This window comes from Pseudomonas sp. GW822-FHT02E03 (genome assembly GCF_058802325.1).
This window is the reverse complement of the sequence record NZ_JBXAOA010000018.1, coordinates 34,775-53,390: the sequence shown is the minus strand read 5'-3', so window position 1 is coordinate 53,390 and position 18,616 is coordinate 34,775. Positions and strand designations below refer to the sequence as shown.

Annotated in this window: 18 protein-coding genes; 12 read left to right on the top strand and 6 right to left on the bottom strand. The window is 60.0% G+C overall.

The features are described 5' to 3' along the window. The first annotated feature begins 110 nt into the window (after window positions 1–110). The 5 genes from AC1RQB_RS15470 (at window position 111) to tauD (ending at window position 5,731) form a co-directional block, all read left to right on the top strand. Window positions 111–893: an efflux RND transporter periplasmic adaptor subunit gene (locus tag AC1RQB_RS15470; protein ID WP_063341889.1), complete on the top strand. Its 783-nt coding sequence runs from the start codon at window positions 111–113 to the stop codon at window positions 891–893. Next, entirely contained in the window at window positions 890–2,209 is a 1,320-nt protein-coding gene (locus AC1RQB_RS15465; protein ID WP_063341890.1) for an efflux RND transporter periplasmic adaptor subunit, read from the top strand. Before AC1RQB_RS15470 ends, AC1RQB_RS15465 begins: the two co-directional genes overlap by 4 nt. Next, the gene (locus AC1RQB_RS15460) at window positions 2,210–4,306 is read left to right on the top strand and encodes a site-2 protease family protein (RefSeq protein WP_063341891.1); all 2,097 of its coding nucleotides are present in this window, start codon (window positions 2,210–2,212) and stop codon (window positions 4,304–4,306) included. It abuts the gene before it with no gap. Between the two features lie 12 nt (window positions 4,307–4,318). Beyond that, window positions 4,319–4,816, top strand: coding sequence for a GNAT family N-acetyltransferase (locus AC1RQB_RS15455; protein ID WP_063341892.1), 498 nt, complete (start codon window positions 4,319–4,321; stop codon window positions 4,814–4,816). 72 nt (window positions 4,817–4,888) lie between these two features. Beyond that, window positions 4,889–5,731, top strand: a complete 843-nt coding sequence (gene tauD / locus AC1RQB_RS15450; protein ID WP_008068700.1) for a taurine dioxygenase — start codon at window positions 4,889–4,891, stop codon at window positions 5,729–5,731. 123 nt (window positions 5,732–5,854) lie between these two features. On the opposite strand, the gene mgrA is transcribed toward tauD, so the two are convergent. From mgrA to AC1RQB_RS15430, 4 genes are all read right to left on the bottom strand, one after another. Continuing rightward, window positions 5,855–6,892: an L-glyceraldehyde 3-phosphate reductase gene (gene mgrA / locus AC1RQB_RS15445; RefSeq protein WP_063341893.1), complete on the bottom strand. Its 1,038-nt coding sequence runs from the start codon at window positions 6,890–6,892 to the stop codon at window positions 5,855–5,857. Between the two features lie 165 nt (window positions 6,893–7,057). Then, window positions 7,058–7,522, bottom strand: coding sequence for a type II toxin-antitoxin system HicB family antitoxin (locus AC1RQB_RS15440; RefSeq protein WP_008005174.1), 465 nt, complete (start codon window positions 7,520–7,522; stop codon window positions 7,058–7,060). Continuing rightward, window positions 7,519–7,701, bottom strand: coding sequence for a type II toxin-antitoxin system HicA family toxin (locus AC1RQB_RS15435; protein ID WP_008005171.1), 183 nt, complete (start codon window positions 7,699–7,701; stop codon window positions 7,519–7,521). Before AC1RQB_RS15435 ends, AC1RQB_RS15440 begins: the two co-directional genes overlap by 4 nt. Before the next feature lie 128 nt (window positions 7,702–7,829). Next, window positions 7,830–8,720: a LysR family transcriptional regulator gene (locus AC1RQB_RS15430; protein ID WP_063341894.1), complete on the bottom strand. Its 891-nt coding sequence runs from the start codon at window positions 8,718–8,720 to the stop codon at window positions 7,830–7,832. 125 nt (window positions 8,721–8,845) lie between these two features. Here AC1RQB_RS15430 and AC1RQB_RS15425 point away from each other — a divergent pair, with 125 nt between their 5' ends. Beyond that, window positions 8,846–9,586, top strand: coding sequence for an SDR family oxidoreductase (locus AC1RQB_RS15425; RefSeq protein WP_063341895.1), 741 nt, complete (start codon window positions 8,846–8,848; stop codon window positions 9,584–9,586). A gap of 170 nt (window positions 9,587–9,756) precedes the next feature. Further along, window positions 9,757–10,017, top strand: coding sequence for a hypothetical protein (locus tag AC1RQB_RS15420; RefSeq protein ID WP_063341896.1), 261 nt, complete (start codon window positions 9,757–9,759; stop codon window positions 10,015–10,017). A gap of 26 nt (window positions 10,018–10,043) precedes the next feature. Here AC1RQB_RS15420 and betT read toward each other — a convergent pair whose 3' ends face one another. Both betT and epsC read right to left on the bottom strand, forming a co-directional pair. Further along, window positions 10,044–12,038: a choline transporter BetT gene (betT, locus tag AC1RQB_RS15415; RefSeq protein ID WP_063341897.1), complete on the bottom strand. Its 1,995-nt coding sequence runs from the start codon at window positions 12,036–12,038 to the stop codon at window positions 10,044–10,046. 385 nt (window positions 12,039–12,423) lie between these two features. Further along, window positions 12,424–13,350, bottom strand: a complete 927-nt coding sequence (gene epsC, locus AC1RQB_RS15410) for a serine O-acetyltransferase EpsC (RefSeq protein ID WP_063341898.1) — start codon at window positions 13,348–13,350, stop codon at window positions 12,424–12,426. Between the two features lie 190 nt (window positions 13,351–13,540). Between epsC and AC1RQB_RS15405 the strand changes: the two genes are divergently transcribed. From AC1RQB_RS15405 to AC1RQB_RS15385, 5 genes are all read left to right on the top strand, one after another. Further along, window positions 13,541–14,533, top strand: coding sequence for a D-cysteine desulfhydrase (locus AC1RQB_RS15405; protein WP_063341899.1), 993 nt, complete (start codon window positions 13,541–13,543; stop codon window positions 14,531–14,533). A gap of 299 nt (window positions 14,534–14,832) precedes the next feature. Continuing rightward, window positions 14,833–15,627 carry a cystine ABC transporter substrate-binding protein gene (tcyJ, locus tag AC1RQB_RS15400; protein WP_008005157.1) on the top strand — a complete coding sequence of 265 codons (795 nt, stop codon included), beginning with the start codon at window positions 14,833–14,835 and terminating at the stop codon, window positions 15,625–15,627. Then, window positions 15,627–16,292 (top strand): cystine ABC transporter permease, encoded by a 666-nt coding sequence (tcyL, locus tag AC1RQB_RS15395; protein WP_007903115.1) that lies wholly within the window; start codon window positions 15,627–15,629, stop codon window positions 16,290–16,292. Before tcyJ ends, tcyL begins: the two co-directional genes overlap by 1 nt. 4 nt (window positions 16,293–16,296) lie before the next feature. After that, entirely contained in the window at window positions 16,297–17,046 is a 750-nt protein-coding gene (tcyN, locus tag AC1RQB_RS15390) for an L-cystine ABC transporter ATP-binding protein TcyN (protein ID WP_008068688.1), read from the top strand. 504 nt (window positions 17,047–17,550) lie between these two features. Next, a complete protein-coding gene (locus tag AC1RQB_RS15385) occupies window positions 17,551–18,315 on the top strand; it encodes a hypothetical protein (RefSeq protein WP_063341900.1) in 765 nt (254 codons plus the stop codon). Window positions 18,316–18,616: the final 301 nt, after the last annotated feature.

The window sequence follows — 18,616 nt, the reverse complement described above, 5'->3', positions numbered from 1 at the left end:
AGGCAATTAATACTGAACAGCGAGCACGCTCTTTCAACCAATGATGGCCATCCGCTTGACGCTCACTCCCGCTGTCTTAGACTCCGCTCATCCGTCAGGGAGTTACGGTTATGCGGCGTTTTCGTGTTTGGGTTGCAGGATTAACCTTTGTAACGTGCGTAGTACAGGCGCAAACGCCTGCGCCAGACGATCCGCTGCTGGAAAATAGCGCGGTTGGCGGGAATGCGTCGGTCAGCAATGAAGCCCGTGGTGTGCTGCGAGCCCGGGATCAGGCGGTCTTGGCCAGCGAGTTGTCGGGGCGGATTGTCGAGTTGCCGTTCAGTGAGGGCGAGTCGTTCAAAAAGGGCGACACCCTGGCGCGGTTTGACTGTTCGGCTTATCAGGCTCAGCTCAATGCGGCTCAGGCCGCCAGCCGTGGTGCTGGTGAAGAACTGGCGCACAACAAGCAACTGGCGGCGTTGAATTCAGTCGGGCGCTTTGAAGTGGCGCGGGCCGAGGCCAAGGTCAGCGAGATTCAGGCGCAGTCTCAGGTCTATCAGGTACAGGTCAAACGCTGCAGCGTGGTTGCGCCGTTTGATGGCCAGGTCGTCGAGCGCAAGGTCAAGCGCTACGAAAGCGTTGCCGCCGGCACGCCGTTGCTGGACGTGGTTGATAACCGCACCCTGGAAATTCACCTGTTGGTGCCGTCGCGCTGGATGGGCAAGCTCAAGCCCGGCCAGACCTTCAGTTTTGTCCCCGATGAAACCGGTCAGCCGCTGGATGCGACGGTCAAACGCCTCGGAGCGCGGATCGACGAAGGCAGCCAGACTTTGCTGCTGGTGGCGGCGTTGCCTAACGCCAACGGTCTGTTGGCCGGCATGAGCGGAACGGCGCATTTCGCGGAGCTCAAATGAACGCCCCGGTGACCGGCGGCGCCGAGCAGGTGTTCGCCAGGTTTCTCGACCTCGAACGCCAGACCCGCGCCGCGCGCACGCCTTCGCAACTGGCCTACAGCCTGGTCAATGACGGTCAGGCGCTGTTCGGTTTCCGCCATGCCGCGCTGTTGATCGCCGGCAAGGTGCAGGCGGTTACCGGTGTCAGTGCCGTGGAACCGAATGCGCCGTTCGTGGCGTTTGTCGAGCAAGCGGTCGCACAGCTGTTCAAGCTTGAGGTGCTGAAACAGGCGCGGGTGATTGCGCCTGATCTCCTTAGCGAATCGATTCTGGCCGACTGGCAAAGTCTGTCAGCCGCTCAGGTGTTTTGGCTGCCGCTGATCGATCATCAGGGCGAGGTGTTCGGCGGTCTGTGGCTGGCGCGGGATGTGCCGTGGAACCCTTCCGAACAAGTGCTGCTGTCGCAACTGGGCGACACCTACAGCCATGCCTGGCTCGCGCAGCAACCGCGCAAACCCTGGCGATTGCGCTGGACGCGCAAGCGTCAGGTGGCGCTGGTTGCCGTGTTGTTGCTCGGGTTGCTGATCCCGGTGCGCCAATCGGTGCTGGCCCCCGCCGAAGTCGTCCCGTTGGGCGGTCGGGTGGTCGCCGCGCCGCTGGACGGGGTGATCGCCGAGTTTCTGGTCAAACCCAATCAGGCGGTGAAAACCGGCGACCTGCTGCTGCGCTTCGAAAGCACCACGCTCAAGGCTCAGGCCGATGTGGCCGAGCGCGCCCTGGGCGTTGCCGAAGCGGAACTCAAGGCCAATTCCCAACGTTCCTTCGCCGATGCCGAATCCAGTTCGAAAATCGATCTGCTAGCGGCGCGAGTGGAGCAGAAGCGCGCCGAACGGGATTACGCCCGGGAGCTGCTCAAACGCAGCGAAGTACGAGCGGAGCGGGACGGTATCGCGGTGTTCGCCGACGCCGAACGCTGGACCGGCAAACCGGTGCAAACCGGCGAGCGGCTGATGGAAATCGCCGACCCGAACCAGGCCGAGTTGCGCATCGAATTGGCCGTGGGCGATGCGATTGCCCTGGAACCGGGTGCGCAGGTCGCACTGTTTCTCGACAGCGATCCGCTGCAGCGGCACTTGGCCAGACTCGAACGTTCGGCCTACGAGGCGCAGCCCACCGCCGCCGGGCAACTGGCTTATAGACTGGATGCGACGTTCGACGCCGCGCCGCCGCGCATCGGTTTGCGCGGCACTGCGAAAGTCTTCGGCGACCGTGCGCCGCTGGCGTTGTACCTGTTGCGCCGACCGCTGGCCGGGTTGCGTCAGAGCGTGGGCCTGTAGATGAGCCTGCCGAGCCTGCGGGCAGACCTGCAATTGTCGGCGGCGGCCCCGGCCCTCGACGGGTCGCCGCGCTGGACCCTGGCCGACCCGGTGCGCGGGCGCTATTTCAAACTCGGTGCGGCGGCGATGCGCTTGCTGCGCCATTGGTCGCTGGGCGATCCCGAGCACGTGCTGCGTGCCGCCAATCGCGAGCCGGGGCTACCGCTGGATGGCGCGGCGCTTGAGCAATTGCTGGAGTTTTTGCGCGGCCACGATCTGATCAGCGCCCTCGACCCGTCGCAGCGCGCCAGTTACAGCCTGAAGGCCGCGGCTCAGCGCCAGAGCCTGTGGCAAATCCTGCTGCATCAATACCTGTTTTTCCGGATTCCGCTGTGGCGTCCGGACGCTTTCCTCAATCGTGCCTGGCCGTGGCTGGAGCGTTTCGGCCCGCGTGCATTGCGCTACGGATTGCCCGCGACGCTGGGGCTCGGGGTGTTTCTGGTGTCACGGGACTGGCAGCGGTTTATCGCGACCTTTCCGCACCTGTTCAGCCTCGGCGGTGCGCTGGCGTTCGCTGTGGCGCTGTTTTTCGCCAAGCTGTGCCACGAGTTCGGCCACGCCTTCATGGCCAAGCGCGCCGGTTGTCGGGTACAAAGCATGGGCGTGGCGTTCATGGTGCTGCTGCCGATGTTTTACACGGATGTCAGCGACGCCTGGCGGGTCAATGATCGACGTGCGCGGTTGCTGATCGGTGCCGGCGGAGTGCTGGCGGAACTGGTGTTGGCGTGTATCGCGCTGCTCGCTTGGTCACTGTTGCCTGACGGCCCTGGGCGTACTGCGGCGTTCATGCTCGCCAGTGCGACCTGGATCACCACACTGGTGATCAACCTCAACCCGTTCATGCGTTTCGATGGCTACTTCTTGCTCAGTGATTTCTGGGAAGTGGACAACCTTCAAGGACGGGCCTTTGCCTTGTGCCGCTGGCGGCTGCGCGAGTTTTTGTTCGGCTACGCAGCCCCGGCACCGGAGCCTTGGTCGCCGAAAATGCAGCGGCGTTTATTGATCTGGGGGTATGGCGCGTGGCTGTGGCGCGCGGTGCTGTTTTTCGGGATTGCGCTGGCGGTCTATCACCTGTTCTTCAAAGTGTTAGGGATCTTCCTGATGCTGGTGGAACTGGTGTGGTTCATCTTCCTGCCGATCCTGAGCGAATGGCGGCAATGGTGGAGCCGTCGTGAACAGGCACATGCGCCTCGGGTACTGCTCAGCGGTCTGGCGTTGCTTGGGTTGTTGTTGCTGCTCGCGTTGCCATGGCGCAGCGCGGTGGAGTTGCCGACGATGCTTGAGGCCGGACGCGCCAGTGCCCTGCACGCGCCGGTGGCGGCGCGGGTCAAAACGGTGAATGTGCACGACGGCCAGATCGTCGCTCAAGGTGAGGTGCTGATCGAGCTGGAATCCCCGGATCTGGATTCACGCCAGGCCATCGTCCGTCGCGAAATCCAGATCCAGCAATTACAGATGCGTCGTCAGGCCAGCCGCAGCGAAACCGCGGCCGACGCCGGAATCGTCGAACAGCGCCTGGCCGAAGCGGTGGCCGAATATCGCGGCCTGGTCGCTCAGCGTGAACGTCTGCTGCTGCGCGCGCCCCACGGTGGCAAGGTGCGCGATCTGCTGCCGCAGTTAACGGTCGGCCGCTGGCTTTCGACCAAAGATCCTTTGGCCCGGGTGGTCGAGGACGGCGCTCGGTTGCGCGGTTATCTGGCCGAAGCCGAACTCTGGCGTGTCGCCCCGGATGCCAGCGGACGGTTCATCGCCGATGACCCGATGCACCCGGCAATCGCCGTGCAATTGAGCGAAATCGATACCAACGGTGTGGCTTATGTTGATCAGGAAGCACTGACTTCCGATCACCACGGGCCGATTGCCGTGCGCCGCGATCAGCATCAGCGCGCCGAGCCGGTGCAGGCGCAGTACGGCGCGCGGTTGAGCATCCTCGAAAACACCCCGACACCGGTGCAACCCTTGCGCGGCATTGTGGTACTGCAGGGCAGTGGCGAGTCGTTGTTGGGCGTTGCCTGGCGGCGCTTGGCGGCTTTGGGGGTCAGGGAAAGCGGTTTTTAAGGGAGAACAGCGATGGCGAACAGCAATTCAGTGGCAGCGGACGGCCTGGTGGTCAGGCCTTCGCGACCCAGCGACGGACCGTTTCTGCACAGCCTTTACCAAGCGGCGCGACCGGATCTGCAATGGATCGACGGTGAGCAGGAGGAGGTTGCGCATGTAGTTGCCCAGCAATTCAAGGTGCAGGACCAAGGCCTGGGAGAGAATTTCCCCAACGCCATGCATTACGTGATCGAAAAACTCGACACGGCCATCGGCGCACTGACCACCGACTTCGGCCCCAATGAAATTCGTGTGCTGTACCTGGCATTCATCCCCCAGGCCCGAGGCCAGGGTTACGGTCGGAAGGTGCTGCAAGGCGTACAGAAAGCCGCGCAACAAATCCGCTGCCCGGTGGCGACGGTGGTCTGGACCAACAACCCCCATGCGCGCCAACATTACCTGGCGCTGGGGTTTCAGGTTGAAGAACGCAACCCGGCGGCGGAGCGGTTGGTGTGGTACCCACTGGGTTGAGCCCGGGGCAAGGTCCCCTCGCCACAGGCTCGCTCCCACAAAAGCTCGATACAGAATTCGAAGAGAACCACCATGAGTAACCTGACAATCGTCCCCCTCAGCTCCGCCCTCGGCGCGCAAATCAGCGGCATCGATATCAGCCAGCCGCTGAACGTTGAGCAACGCGATGCCATCGAGCAGGCACTGCTCAAGCATCAAGTGCTGTTCTTCCGCGACCAGCCGATCGAGCCGCAACAGCAAGCGCGGTTCGCCGCCTATTTTGGCGACCTGCACATTCATCCGATCTACCCGAACGTGCCTGAGCAGCCAGAAGTGCTGATCCTCGACACCGCCGTCACCGACGTGCGGGACAACGCGATCTGGCACACCGACGTGACCTTCCTGCCGACCCCGGCCATGGGTGCAGTGCTCAGCGCCAAACTGCTGCCCGAATTTGGCGGCGACACGCTGTGGGCCAGTGGTATTGCGGCGTATGAAGCACTGTCCGCACCGATGAAAACCTTGCTGGAAGGGCTGACCGCAACTCACGATTTCACCCGTTCGTTCCCCCTGGAGCGCTATGGCAATACACCGGACGCGTTGGCCCAGTGGGAAGAAGCCCGGCGCAAAAACCCGCCGCTATCGCACCCGGTGATTCGCACGCACCCGGTGAGCGGGCGCCGGTCGCTATTCGTCAATGAAGGGTTCACGTCGAAGATCAATGAGCTGTCGGAAACGGAAAGCGAGGTGATTCTGAAATTCTTGTTCGCCCACACCACACGACCGGAATTCACCATCCGCTGGCGCTGGCAGAAAGACGACATTGCGTTCTGGGACAATCGTGTGACCCAACATCACGCGGTGGATGATTACCGCCCGGCACGGCGGGTGATGCAGCGAGCGACGGTGTTGGGGGATGTGCCGTTTTTTCGCTGAACCGATCGTTCCCCCGCTCCGCGTGGGAATGCCTCAACGGACGCTCTGCGTTCGGCTTTGGATGGGACGCGGAGCGTCCCGGGCTGCATTCCCACGCGGAGCGTGGGAACGATCAGTACGGAGTTATTCAGCCGTCGAAGGCTTCTCCCAAAGATTGACCCCACCCTCTTGGGCAAACCGATCAATCTCCGCCAGTTCTTCCACGCTGAAACTCAGGTTCTTCAACGCCCCGACATTCTCGATGATCTGCTCCGGCCGGCTCGCACCGATCAGCGCCGAGGTCACCCGTGGATCGCGCAGGGTCCAGGCCAACGCCAACTGCGCCAGGCTCTGACCACGGCGTTTGGCGATTTCATTGAGCGCCCGCACATGGGCGATGTTGGCTTCGGACAGGTGAGCCGCCTGCAGCGAACCACCGCCCGGACGATTGACCCGTGCATCCGCTGGCACACCATTTAGGTACTTGTCGGTCAACAGCCCCTGAGCCAACGGCGTGAAGGCGATCACGCCGGTGCCGAGTTCATCGGTGGTGTCCAGCAGGTCCTTTTCCACCCAGCGGTTGAGCAGGTTGTAGGCCGGTTGATGGATCAGCAACGGTACTTTCCACTCCTTCAGCAACCCGGCGATTTCACGGGTTTTCACCCCGGAATACGACGAGATACCGATGTACAGCGCCTTGCCCTGCTGCACGGCAGTGGCCAGTGCGCTGGCGGTTTCTTCAAGCGGCGTGTCCGGGTCAAAGCGGTGGGAATAGAAGATGTCTACGTAATCGAGGCCCAGGCGTTGTAGGCTCTGGTCGAGGCTGGCCAGCACGTACTTGCGTGAACCGCCGCCCTGACCGTAAGGGCCGGCCCACATATCCCAACCGGCCTTGCTGGAAATGATCAACTCGTCGCGGTACTGCTTGAAGTCTTCACGCAGCAAACGACCGAAGTTGATCTCGGCGCTGCCGTACGGCGGGCCGTAGTTGTTGGCCAGGTCGAAGTGGTTGATGCCCAGATCGAATGCCGTGCGCAGCAACGAACGCTGGGTGTCGATCGGCGTGCTGTCGCCGAAGTTGTGCCACAAGCCCAGGGACAGCGCCGGCAGCACCAACCCGCTGCGACCCACGCGGCGGTAAGGGATGGAGTCGTAGCGATTTTCGGCAGCGGTGTAGGTCATCGAATCCTCTCTTGTCTGTCTTGAATGGGGTATCGACTGCTTTGCAAGTTGCCCAGCATACGCTTGGACAAACGCCGATAAACCTCGGACTCGAGAAAATGCTGAAACGTTTCATAGATTATTAAATCTGACCCACCGCATAGCGCCGATATCCACTCCCAACGTTTACGCCGACAACTCACGCAACGCGGCAGCCGCCAAAAAACCAGATCTTGAGCTGTATCGCTGATCTCGTCTGACCGTCTGGTCGATACGCTCAAGCAACTGCTCAGGAAGCGTGGCATTGAAGCGCACCGACTTGCCGAAATAAGGCGTGATATCGAATTCGACCACCCCCCACACGCCGCCAGCGTAATCAGGGTTATCCAGATGAGCATCAATCTCACGCACCTGCGGAAGTGGATCACCATCGGCGACCAGACCTTCGTAGTGCAAAGCCAACGCTTCTTTCACGTTTTCAAATGCCTGTGCCACAGTAGCGCCCGCAGAGAAGCACCCCGGCACGTCCGGGATAATCACTCCGTATTCTGAGTCGGCATCCTTGTGCAGAACGACCGGGAATTTCATTTCGATGAGTCCTTCCTGTGATGTGGCCCCTTCGAGGCTCTCGTTTCCGATGTCGGGCCTCATTTCAGACCCGCCTGTTTCAATATGCTGTTGATCGTTCCTTTTGGAAGATCCGAATCAGGGTGTTTTATCGTCACCCTGCCTGACTTGCACGAATGCTTGTACTGATGATGGCTACCTTTCACGGCCACCAGATACCAACCATCCTCCTCGATCATCCTGATCATTTCCCGACTTCGCATCACCTTCGTCCTTGTGGGCAGCATCTGCTGAGCACATTACGCGATGATCACACCCGTAATACACACCATACACACTCTGATAAATATTAGCCGAACACAAGCAGGCCGGATTACCCGCAGACCATCGGTTACCGGGCGCCCGCAAACACTTCCCCCAACCAATCCACAAACACCCGAACCCGTGGCGACATGTGTTTGTTATGGGGATACAGCACCGAAACCGGCATCGGTGGCGGTGGTGTGTCGGTGAGGATTTCCCGCACCAGCCCTTGGGAAATCAGCGTTTCCATTCGGTAGTGCGGGCACTGAATCAACCCCAGGCCTGCAATCGCCGAGGCGGCATAAATCTCCGCACCGAACACCGACAATGCGCCATCGATGGTCACTTCTTGCAGCTCGCCATCCACCATGAATTCAAACGGAAACAACTTGGCGGTGGTGCGCGAAACGTAGTTCACCGCGCGGTGTTTTTTCAGGTCCTCGAGGTTTTTCGGTTCGCCGTATTTGCGCAGGTAGGTGGGGCTGGCGCAGGTAATCTGCCGCAAGTTGGCGACACGTTTACCGATCAGTGCCGAGTCGCCCAAGGTGCCGGCGCGCAACACGCAATCAACGCCTTCGGCGATCAGGTCGACGAAGCGGTCGGCTTCGCTGATGGACAGTTCGATATCCGGGTAGCGCGCCATGAATTGCGGCAACGCCGGGATCACGAAGTGCTTGGCCAAGGTACCGTGCAGATCCACTCGCAACCGCCCTTTCGGCGCTACGCTGCGGAATGTCAGTTCGGCCTCTTCCAGTTCCGCCAGCAACTGTACGCAACGCAGGTAATACGCCTCGCCATCCAGGGTCGGACGCACCTTGCGAGTGCTGCGCTCCAATAAACGGGTGCCGAGCCAGGCTTCGAACTGATTCAGCGTGTGGGTCAGCGTCGCCCGCGGCAGATTCAGGTCATCGGCCGCCAGGGTGAAGCTGCTGCGCTCGTAGATCCGCACGAACACCTTCATCGCTTTGACTTGATCCACGGGTCACTCCTGGCACTCGATTGTTGGCGATTATTGAACAGTCAAGGCAACTCTCATGCATTTATCGGTCTGAGTAAACATGTGAGTCTGGCTCCACTTCAAAACCACTCCAAGGAATCAACGCCATGACTGCTCAAACTTCGAAAGTTGCCATCGTGACCGGCGCCTCCCGCGGCATCGGCGCTGTGATTGCCAGGCAACTGGCCAGCGAAGGTTTCGCCGTCGCCATCAACTACGCCAGCAGCGCCACTGAAGCCTCGAAACTGGTTGTGGAACTGCGTCAGGCCGGCCATCAGGCCATAGCGATCAAGGCTGATGTGGCCAACGCCGATGATGTACGTCGACTGTTCGATGAAACCGAAACCCAACTGGGCAAGGTCGACGTGCTGGTCAACAACGCCGGCATCCTCAAGGTTCTGCCACTGGCGCAACACAGCGATGAACTGTTCGACCAGAACTTCAACATTCACGCTCGCGGCACCTTCAACACCCTGCGTGAAGCGGCAACCCGCCTGAACAGCGGTGGCCGGATCATCAACTTCTCCAGCAGCACCGTCGGCATGAACCTGCCGGGCTATGCGGTGTACATCGCCAGCAAAGCGGCTGTGGAATCCCTGACCCAGGTGTTCGCCAAGGAAATGCGCGGGCGCAACATCACCGTCAATGCCGTGGCGCCTGGCCCGGTGGCTACCGACCTGTTCCTGCACGGCAAGAGCGAAGAGCAGATCCAGAACTTCGCCAAGATGCCTCCACTGGAGCGTTTGGGTCAGCCGGAGGATATTGCTCGCGTTGTGTCGTTTCTGGTGGGGCCGGATTCGGCTTGGGTCAATGGGCAGATTTTGCGGGTGAATGGTGGGTTGGTTTAACTATGCTCGATGTATTGGGGTGAATCAGCAAGGCCGCCTTCGCGGGCAAGCCCGCTCCCACAGGGATCGGCAGTGAACACAACGCCTGTGAACACCCGCGACCACTGTGGGAGCGGGCTTGCCCGCGAAGGCGGCCTCAAGGGCAGCACATCTGAAGGGAGAAACTCAGCATGCACACAGCAATCATCATCACCTTCGGCCTGGCTCTCCTTGCGCTGATGCTGTTCATCGGCGAGAAAATCGGTTTCTCCCGTCAGACCCTGGCCTACAGCTTTGTCGTGCTGTGGCTGGCGTTGACCTTGATCAACGGCGCGGTCGGCATGGTCAACGCCGGCCAGCCGTTGAGCACGGAACTGGTAGTGGGTAGCGCGGTATTCGGCGTGCCGGTGGCGGCGTTGGTGTTGTTCATGACGATGAGCACTGACGCCTGACAAGACGTCAGCGCCACCCTTCTCAATCAACGCACCAGGTGCAGGAACTGCATGTGCCGCTCGTACTGGTCGAGGATGTCGTTGATGACCTGCTCCTTGGTGTAGCCCACCAGATCGTAATCCTGACTGCCCTCGCGCAAATGCACTTCGGCGCGGTGGTAACGACGGTTGTTGAGTTGCTTGGAACCCATGCCGCCACGGGCGAACGACGGCGTGAAGTAACCGCGCATCTGCACCTGATAGATGAACGGATGCAGTTCGCCATGACCGATTTCCAGGCTGACGTTGTCATTGGCCGGATCGGGCTGAGTGACCACGTGCAAGCCCTTCTCGACGAACACTGCCGTCACTTCTTCAATCGCCGGGCGCACCGTCGTATCGAGGAAGCGATAGACCTCATCCCGCGACGGGAAATGCACCGCCTGACTCAAGCGCTGACGCCAACCACCGCGCCGCGAGCCGGACACCGGCGCAAGGGAATGCAGTTGCGCAATCTGCTTCTGCGATTCCAGATAAAACGCCTTGTGCAGCCCCCACATCATCAGCAGCAAAATCAACGAGAACGGTAACGAGGTCAGCACCACCGCTGACTTCAACGCATCGATGCTGCCGGAGAACAACAGCGCGCTGGTCACCAACGCCGTCATCGCGCCCCAGAACACTCGCAGCCATTTCGGCCCGTCTTCATCGGGATTACCGCCCTTGGCGGACAACGTCGACAACACCACAGTGCCGGAGTCGGCGGAGGTCACGAAGAACACGAAGCTGATGAACACCGTGACCGCAATCACGGTTTTGCTCCACGGGTAGGTTTCCAACAGCAGGTACAGGGTCATCGACGGGTTGTCGATGGCCGACATACCGAGCGCGCTCATGCCGTGGTTGAGGACCTGGTCGATGGCGCTGTTGCCGAAGATCGACATCCACGCCAGGGTGAAACCGAGCGGAATCAACAGCACGCCGAAGACGAATTCACGGATGGTCCGGCCCCGGGAAATCCGTGCGATAAACAGGCCCACGAACGGCGACCATGCAATCCACCAGGCCCAGTAGAACACCGTCCAGCCGCCCAGCCAGTCGCTCGGTTTGTCATAGGCGTAGAGGTCGAAACTCTTCATCGGCAAGGCGCCGAGATAATCGCCGAGGTTCTGGATCAGCGTGTTGAGCAAATGCTGGGTGGGGCCGGCGAACAACACAAACAGCAGCAGCGCACAGGCCAGCAGCATGTTGATGTCGGACATCACCCGCACACCTTTATCGACGCCGGACACCGCGACGATGATCGCCGCTCCCATCATCAGCGTGATCAGGCCGACTTGAATCCACTGGGTATGGGCGATGCCGAACAGGTAGTCGAGCCCAGAGTTGAGGTGCAAAACACCAAAGCCCATATCCGCGCCGAGGCCGAATACCGTGGCGATGATGCCGAAGCCATCCACCGCGTAGCCGATGGGGCCGTTGATGCGCTTGCCGATCAGCGGGTACAGCGCCGAACGCAGGGCCAGCGGCAGGTTATGTCGATAAGCGAAATAGGCCAGCGCCATGCCGACGAAAGCGAACACGCCCCACCCGTGCAGGCCCCAGTGCAGAAACAGAATCTGCATCGCCTGACGCGCCGCATCCGCCGTGCCGGCTTCACCTTGCGGCGGTTGTGCCAAGTGCGTCAGCGGTTCGGACACGCAAAAGAAAAACAGCGTGATGCTGATCCCGGCGGCGAACAACATGCCGGCCCAGGACAGGTAGCTGAATTCGGGCTCGTCGTGGTCGGCACCGAGCTTGATCTTGCCGTAGCCGGACAAGGCGGTGACCACCACGAAGACCAGATACAGCGTCATCGCGAGCATGTAGTACCAGCCGACCGTATTGGCCGCCCAGTTTTGCGCTTCCAGAAGCCAGGCACCGGCCTGTTCGGGTATCGCCATGACCACAACGGCGAACAACAGAATGAAGGTCGCCGCGAAATAAAAAACCGGCGGATTCATGCGGACCTGGCCGCTTGCGGAGGTGGACGGTGCACTCATGAAAGGTGCACCTCAAGGGGGTGAAACAGGGCAATCAATAACGGACTCGGCAAAGGCAAGCCTCCTGTTGTGAGCGGGCAGCAAACCGGCGGTTTAACTTGAATGAGCGTTCAAGTTAAACATGGATAGGGGGCTAAGGACTAATCGCAGGGCTCGGCGGTACTTTTCGTACGCTAGCTCAAGGATGGGTATGACGCGGGGTTTGGGGGATTCGTTCAGCGGGAAATTAGCTAAATGCCATTATTTCGACCTGGCTTGAAACCATCGCGGGCAAGCCCGCTCCCACAGGTTTCGCGTCGTTCACGGAATTACCGTTCAACACAAAACCTGTGGGAGCGTGGCTTGCCCGCGATGGCGTCAGAAAGACCACTGGAGATTTTGCCCCCTACTTCTGCGTCCCATCATCATGCTGCAGATTCGCCTGGCTGAGGTTGCACCCCGCCGGCACACTGCGGGTCAGCCAGACATTGCCGCCAATGGTCGAGCCTTTGCCGATAGTGATCCGCCCCAGAATCGTCGCGCCGGCATAGATCACCACATCGTCCTCGACGATCGGATGCCGCGGATGGCCCTTCTGCAACTGGCCGTCTTCGTCCGCCGGGAAGCGCTTGGCGCCCAGGGTCACCGCCTGGTAAATCCGCACGCGCTCGCCAATGATCGCGGTCTCGCCGATCACCACGCCTGTCCCGTGATCGATAAAGAAACTGCGACCGATCTGCGCCCCCGGATGGATGTCGATGCCGGTGGCCGAGTGGGCGATTTCCGCGCTGATCCGCGCCAGCAGCGGCAAGCCGGCGCGATACAAATGATGGGCCAGACGATGGTGAATCACCGCCAGAATTCCCGGATAGCAGAGCAACACTTCATCGACACTGCGAGCCGCCGGGTCGCCGTGATAGGCCGCCAGTACGTCGGTGTCCAGCAGAGTGCGCAGCCCCGGCAAAGCCAGTGCGAAATCCTGAATGATCTGGATGGTTTTGGCCTCGACTTCAGTGTCGGCCTGGGCACTGTGGCGCGCGGCGTAACGCAGTTCGAGCCGCGCCTGGGCCAGCAACGCGTTCAGCGCCACGTCGAGTGTGTGGCCGACGTAGAAGTCTTCACTCTCCTCGCGCAAATCCACCGGGCCCAGACGCATCGGGAACAGCGCACCGCACAAGGCTTCGAGAATATCCGCCATGGCCGCTCGGGACGGCAACTCGCGACCGCCCTGCTCGCCGCTGGCACGGCCGTTTTGTACGCGCCACTGCTCGCGCGCCGTACGCAGTTGGCTGACGATGGTCTGCAATTGCCAATGGCTGGAACGCTCGCTCACGGTAAAAACTCCTCACGGGCGGCCGGACTGTCTGGCCGCGTTAACCGCGATTACTTTACGGCAACGGCTTGCAGCCGAATTAAGAACCAATAGTGCTGAGATCAACACTTTTAGCTATAAGCGATTGGCAGTTGCCCCACTAAATACCCGTGCCTATAGTCCTGACATCTTCCTCCGCCAGTACGGACCCATGATCAAACAACAGCTTGCCCGCTTTAACCGCCTCGACCTGCTCGGTCATCCTACCCCCCTGGAAAAACTCGAACGCCTGTCGACCTGGCTAGGCCGCGATGTGTACGTCAAACGCGATGACCTGACGCCATTGGCACTGGGCGGCAACAAGCTGCGCAAACTCGAATACCTGGCCGCCGATGCCCTGGCCCAAGGCGCTGATACGTTGATCACTGCAGGCGCGATCCAGTCCAACCACGTGCGCCAGACCGCTGCCATTGCGGCCAAGCTTGGCCTGGGCTGCGTGGCCCTGCTGGAAAATCCGCTGGGCACTGACGACAGCAACTATATCGGCAACGGCAATCGGCTGTTGCTGGACCTGTTCGATGCCAAGGTCGAGCTGGTGGAAAACCTCGACAACGCCGACGAGCAATTGGAAGCGCTGGCCGGGCGTCTGCGCAGTAACGGCAAGAAGCCGTATCTGGTGCCGATTGGTGGCTCGAATGCATTGGGCGCTTTGGGTTATGTCCGTGCAGGCCTGGAACTGGCCGAACAGATCAAGGACACCGGGCTGAAGTTCGCCGCCGTGGTGCTGGCGTCCGGCAGTGCCGGCACCCACAGCGGCCTGGCGCTGGCATTGAGCGAAGCACTGCCGGATTTGCCAGTGATCGGCGTGACCGTTTCCCGTAGCGATGAAGATCAACGACCGAAAGTCCAAGGCCTCGCCGAGCGCACGGCCGAGTTGCTGGGTGTGGGCCTGCCGGCGAATTTCAAAATCGATTTGTGGGACGAATATTTCGGCCCGCGTTATGGCGAGCCGAATGCCGGGACACTGTCGGCGCTGAAGCTGCTGGCGAGTCAGGAAGGGTTGTTGCTGGATCCGGTGTACACCGGCAAGGCCATGGCCGGTTTGCTCGACGGCATTGGGCGCCAGCGCTTCAATGACGGCCCGATCATCTTCCTGCACACCGGTGGGGCGCCGGCACTGTTTGCCTACAAAGACTTTCTGTAAATGATCGTTCCCACGCTCTGCGTGGGAATGCAGCCCGTGACGCTCCGCGTCACTGGACGCGGAGCGTCCCTAGAGGCATTCCCACGCAGGAGCGTGGGAACGATCACTTAGCCAAAAAAAGAATAACAAACTCAATATTTAGTATTTTCCTATCTAAAGGCAACATCATATAGTCACGCCGCAGGCGAATTTGCAGCAAGACGCATAAGCTGCTTTAGGGCAGGATATCGCAGTCGTTCAAATCCCGAATTTGCCAACTTTCCTTAAGCGTCTTCCATAAGAAAACACAGGGGCTTGTCATGAATTTTTCCGCATTACGTCGAAATCTGCTGGTGGGTTCGCTGGGCCTGGCGCTGAGCGCCGGCCTGCTCGGGCAGGCAGTTGCCGGTGAGCAGCTGCAAAAAATCAAGGACGCAGGCGTGATCAACGTCGGTCTGGAAGGCACTTATCCACCGTTCAGCTTCGTCGACGAGGCCGGCAAACTGAGCGGCTTCGAAGTCGAGTTCTCCGAAGCCTTGGCCAAAGAGCTGGGCGTGAAGGTCAAACTGCAGCCGACCAAATGGGAAGGCATCCTCGCAGCCCTGGAATCCAAGCGTCTGGACGCGGTGATCAACCAGGTGACCATCACCGAAGAGCGCAAGAAGAAGTACGACTTCTCCACGCCTTACACCGTTTCCGGGATTCAGGCGCTGACCCTGACCAAAAACAAAGACACCATCAAGACCGCCGCCGATCTGGCCGGCAAGAAAGTCGGCGTAGGCCTGGGCACCAACTACGAGCAGTGGGTGAAAGAGAATGTGCCTAAGGCTGACGTCCGCACCTACGAAGATGATCCGAGCAAGTTCCAGGATCTGCGCGTCGGCCGCATCGACGCCATTCTGATCGACCGCCTGGCCGCGCTGGAATATGCCAGGAAGGCCAAGGACACTGCCGCCGCCGGCGAAGCGTTCTCCCGCCAGGAAGCCGGTATTGCCCTGCGCAAAGGCGAGCCTGAACTGCTGGCCGCGGTGAACAAAGCCATCGACAAGCTGCGTGCCGACGGTACGCTGAAAAAGCTGTCGGAAAAGTACTTCAGCGCTGACGTCACTCAATAATGGGAGAAGCTTTCCAACTTGCGCTGGACTCCGCGCCCTTTCTGCTCAAGGGCGCGTACTACACGGTCATCCTGAGCCTGGGCGGAATGTTCTTCGGCCTGCTGATGGGCTTCGGCCTGGCGTTGATGCGGCTGTCGCGCTTCAAACTGGTGAGCTGGATCGCCCGCATCTACGTGTCGTTCTTTCGCGGCACGCCGTTGCTGGTGCAACTGTTCGTGATCTATTACGGCTTGCCGCAACTGGGCATCGAACTTGATCCGCTGCCGGCTGCCCTGATCGGCTTCTCGCTGAACATGGCCGCCTACGCCTGCGAAATCCTGCGTGCCGCGATCAGCTCCATCGAGCGCGGCCAGTGGGAAGCTGCCGCCAGTATCGGCATGACCCGCGCGCAAACTTTGCGCCGGGCCATCCTGCCGCAAGCGGCGCGCACGGCCTTGCCACCTTTGGGCAACAGCTTTATCTCGTTGGTCAAGGACACGGCGCTGGCAGCCACCATTCAGGTGCCGGAGCTGTTCCGTCAGGCACAGCTGATTACCGCTCGCACCTTCGAAATTTTCACCATGTATCTTGCCGCTGCGCTGATCTACTGGGTTCTGGCGACTGTACTGTCGCACCTGCAGAACCAGTTGGAAGCGCGGGTCAATCGGCACGACCAGGAGTCCTGACCCAATGATTGTCGTGGAAAAACTGACAAAGCAGTTCAAGGGTCAGGTGGTGCTCAACGGCATCGATCTGCAGGTGAAGGAAGGCGAGGTGGTGGCGATCATCGGCCCCAGCGGCTCGGGCAAGACCACCTTCCTGCGTTGCCTGAACTTTCTCGAGGAGCCTAGCAGCGGCCGGATCAAGGTCGGCGACATCGAGATCGATGGCAGCCGTCCCCTGAACCAGCAGCAGAGCCTGGTACGGCGCTTGCGCCAGCACGTGGGCTTTGTGTTCCAGAACTTCAACCTGTTCCCCCATCGCACGGCCCTGGAAAACGTGATCGAAGGCCCGTTGGTGGTGAAAAAGATCCCGCGCGCCGAAGCCGTTGCCCTGGGTAAAAAGCTGTTGGCCAAGGTCGGCCTGGCGGGCAAGGAAGACGCTTACCCGCGACGCCTCTCCGGCGGTCAGCAACAGCGTGTAGCGATTGCCCGGGCGTTGGCGATGGAACCGGAAGTGATCCTGTTCGATGAACCGACCTCGGCGCTGGACCCGGAACTGGTGGGTGAAGTGTTGGCGACCATCCGCGGCCTGGCCGAGGAGAAACGCACCATGGTGATCGTTACCCACGAAATGGGCTTTGCCCGGGACGTGGCCAACCGTGTGGTGTTTTTCGACAAGGGTGTGATCGTCGAACAAGGCGAAGCCAAGGCACTGTTTGCGAACCCGAAAGAGGAACGGACGAAGCAGTTTCTCAGCAAGTTTCTTAATAACGCTTAGTGCTACCCCACTCAAAAATTGTCAACTTCCATGGATGGAAGTGACATTAACTCCGCTTTATAAAAGCCAATAGCATTCTTCAACGACTCACACCATTCGCCCCCACCCTAAATAACTTCCCGGCATCCCATGCGGTACATATATATGTCCTGCAACAGATTCATATCGCCTGAAATTTATAAAATACCCTGCTACCCACGCTCAGAGGGTTGCTGCCTCAGAGGCATAAAACCCACCAAATACCACACTTTATTCGACAGAGTGACGCGGTTTATTAACCATACTGCGTAGGAGCTTTCTGAATCACGCAAGAACTAACCTTTAACCAACCCACGCTATTGACACCTATTCAAACGCACTCTTATCTAGTTCCCAACAGGCAACAGCCATCACACTCATTATTATTTAATCGCGCCAATAGCGAATCGTTTTGTTGCTTGGTAATTCACGCCTTTCGATCTTTCAGAAATGGACTTCGCGGCAAAGCCTCAAGGAGAGAAACCCATGACCAGCACTTCCAACAAACCTGAACTTGCAGCCCCTACCCTGGCGCAAAGCCACAAGGCCGGTATCAACATCACCTCGGCCGCGCACCTTATGATCGAGGTGCCACCCTACCCCGGCATGGACGAAGGCGATCTGATCGAGCTGTTTTGGGACAACTGCTACGTGGCCTCCTGTGTCTTGAGTGCCGAGCATGGCAGCACAGCCGTGAGTCTGCGGGTGCCGGAAAGCTTCATTGCCAACGGTTCTGCCCGCGTCCATTACAAGGTTATGCAGGTCGGGCAAGGGCCGGCGGTATCACCGGCGGCGCGCGTCCAGATCAAACTCGATTGCCCGGGCGGCCTGCCCTCGCCTCTTTGCGATGAGGAAAACCAGAGCCTGGCGCCGGTGTTTATCCCCGAGACCATTCGCCGTCAGGGGGTCAATCCGAACCAGGTCAAACGCGGTGTCCCGTTGACCATCGAACCGTACCTGAACATGGCCGCCGAAGACGAGATCACCCTGCGCTGGGGCGACGTGCGCATGGACCTGCCAAAGCTCAAGGCTTGCGATGTGGGTCAGCCGATTCAGGTCTGGGTGCCACCGGCGATCATTGTCGAAGCCGGCGAAGACCTTCGACTGGAAGTGACCTACTGCATCCTCGACCGCGTGGGTAACAACTCGCGGTGGGCACCGGCCCGCACACTGAAGATCGGCTGTGCCAATCCCTACCTGAAAGTGCCGCCGAAAGAAGCGCTCATGGCCGCGGAATCCCGAAAGAAGTGAAGACCCTGTAACACTCCTGTTGTGTCATGAGGTTTTTTTGTGGCGAGGGAGCTTGCTCCCGCTGGGGTGCGAAGCGCCCCTGAAACCGACAAACGCGTTCTTCAGATTGAACCCCGTTAACGATTTTTGCGACTGCTGCGCAGCCGAGCGGGAGCAAGCTCCCTCGCCACAGAGGCTCCGACCACTTGGGCGAAGTCACCCTTCTATGCATATTCCTAAAAGTTAGTTCATTAATTATTTATACACGTTTAGGGTATATACACCGGACCACCGGACATTCGTGTTTTTCGTTCGCCGCACC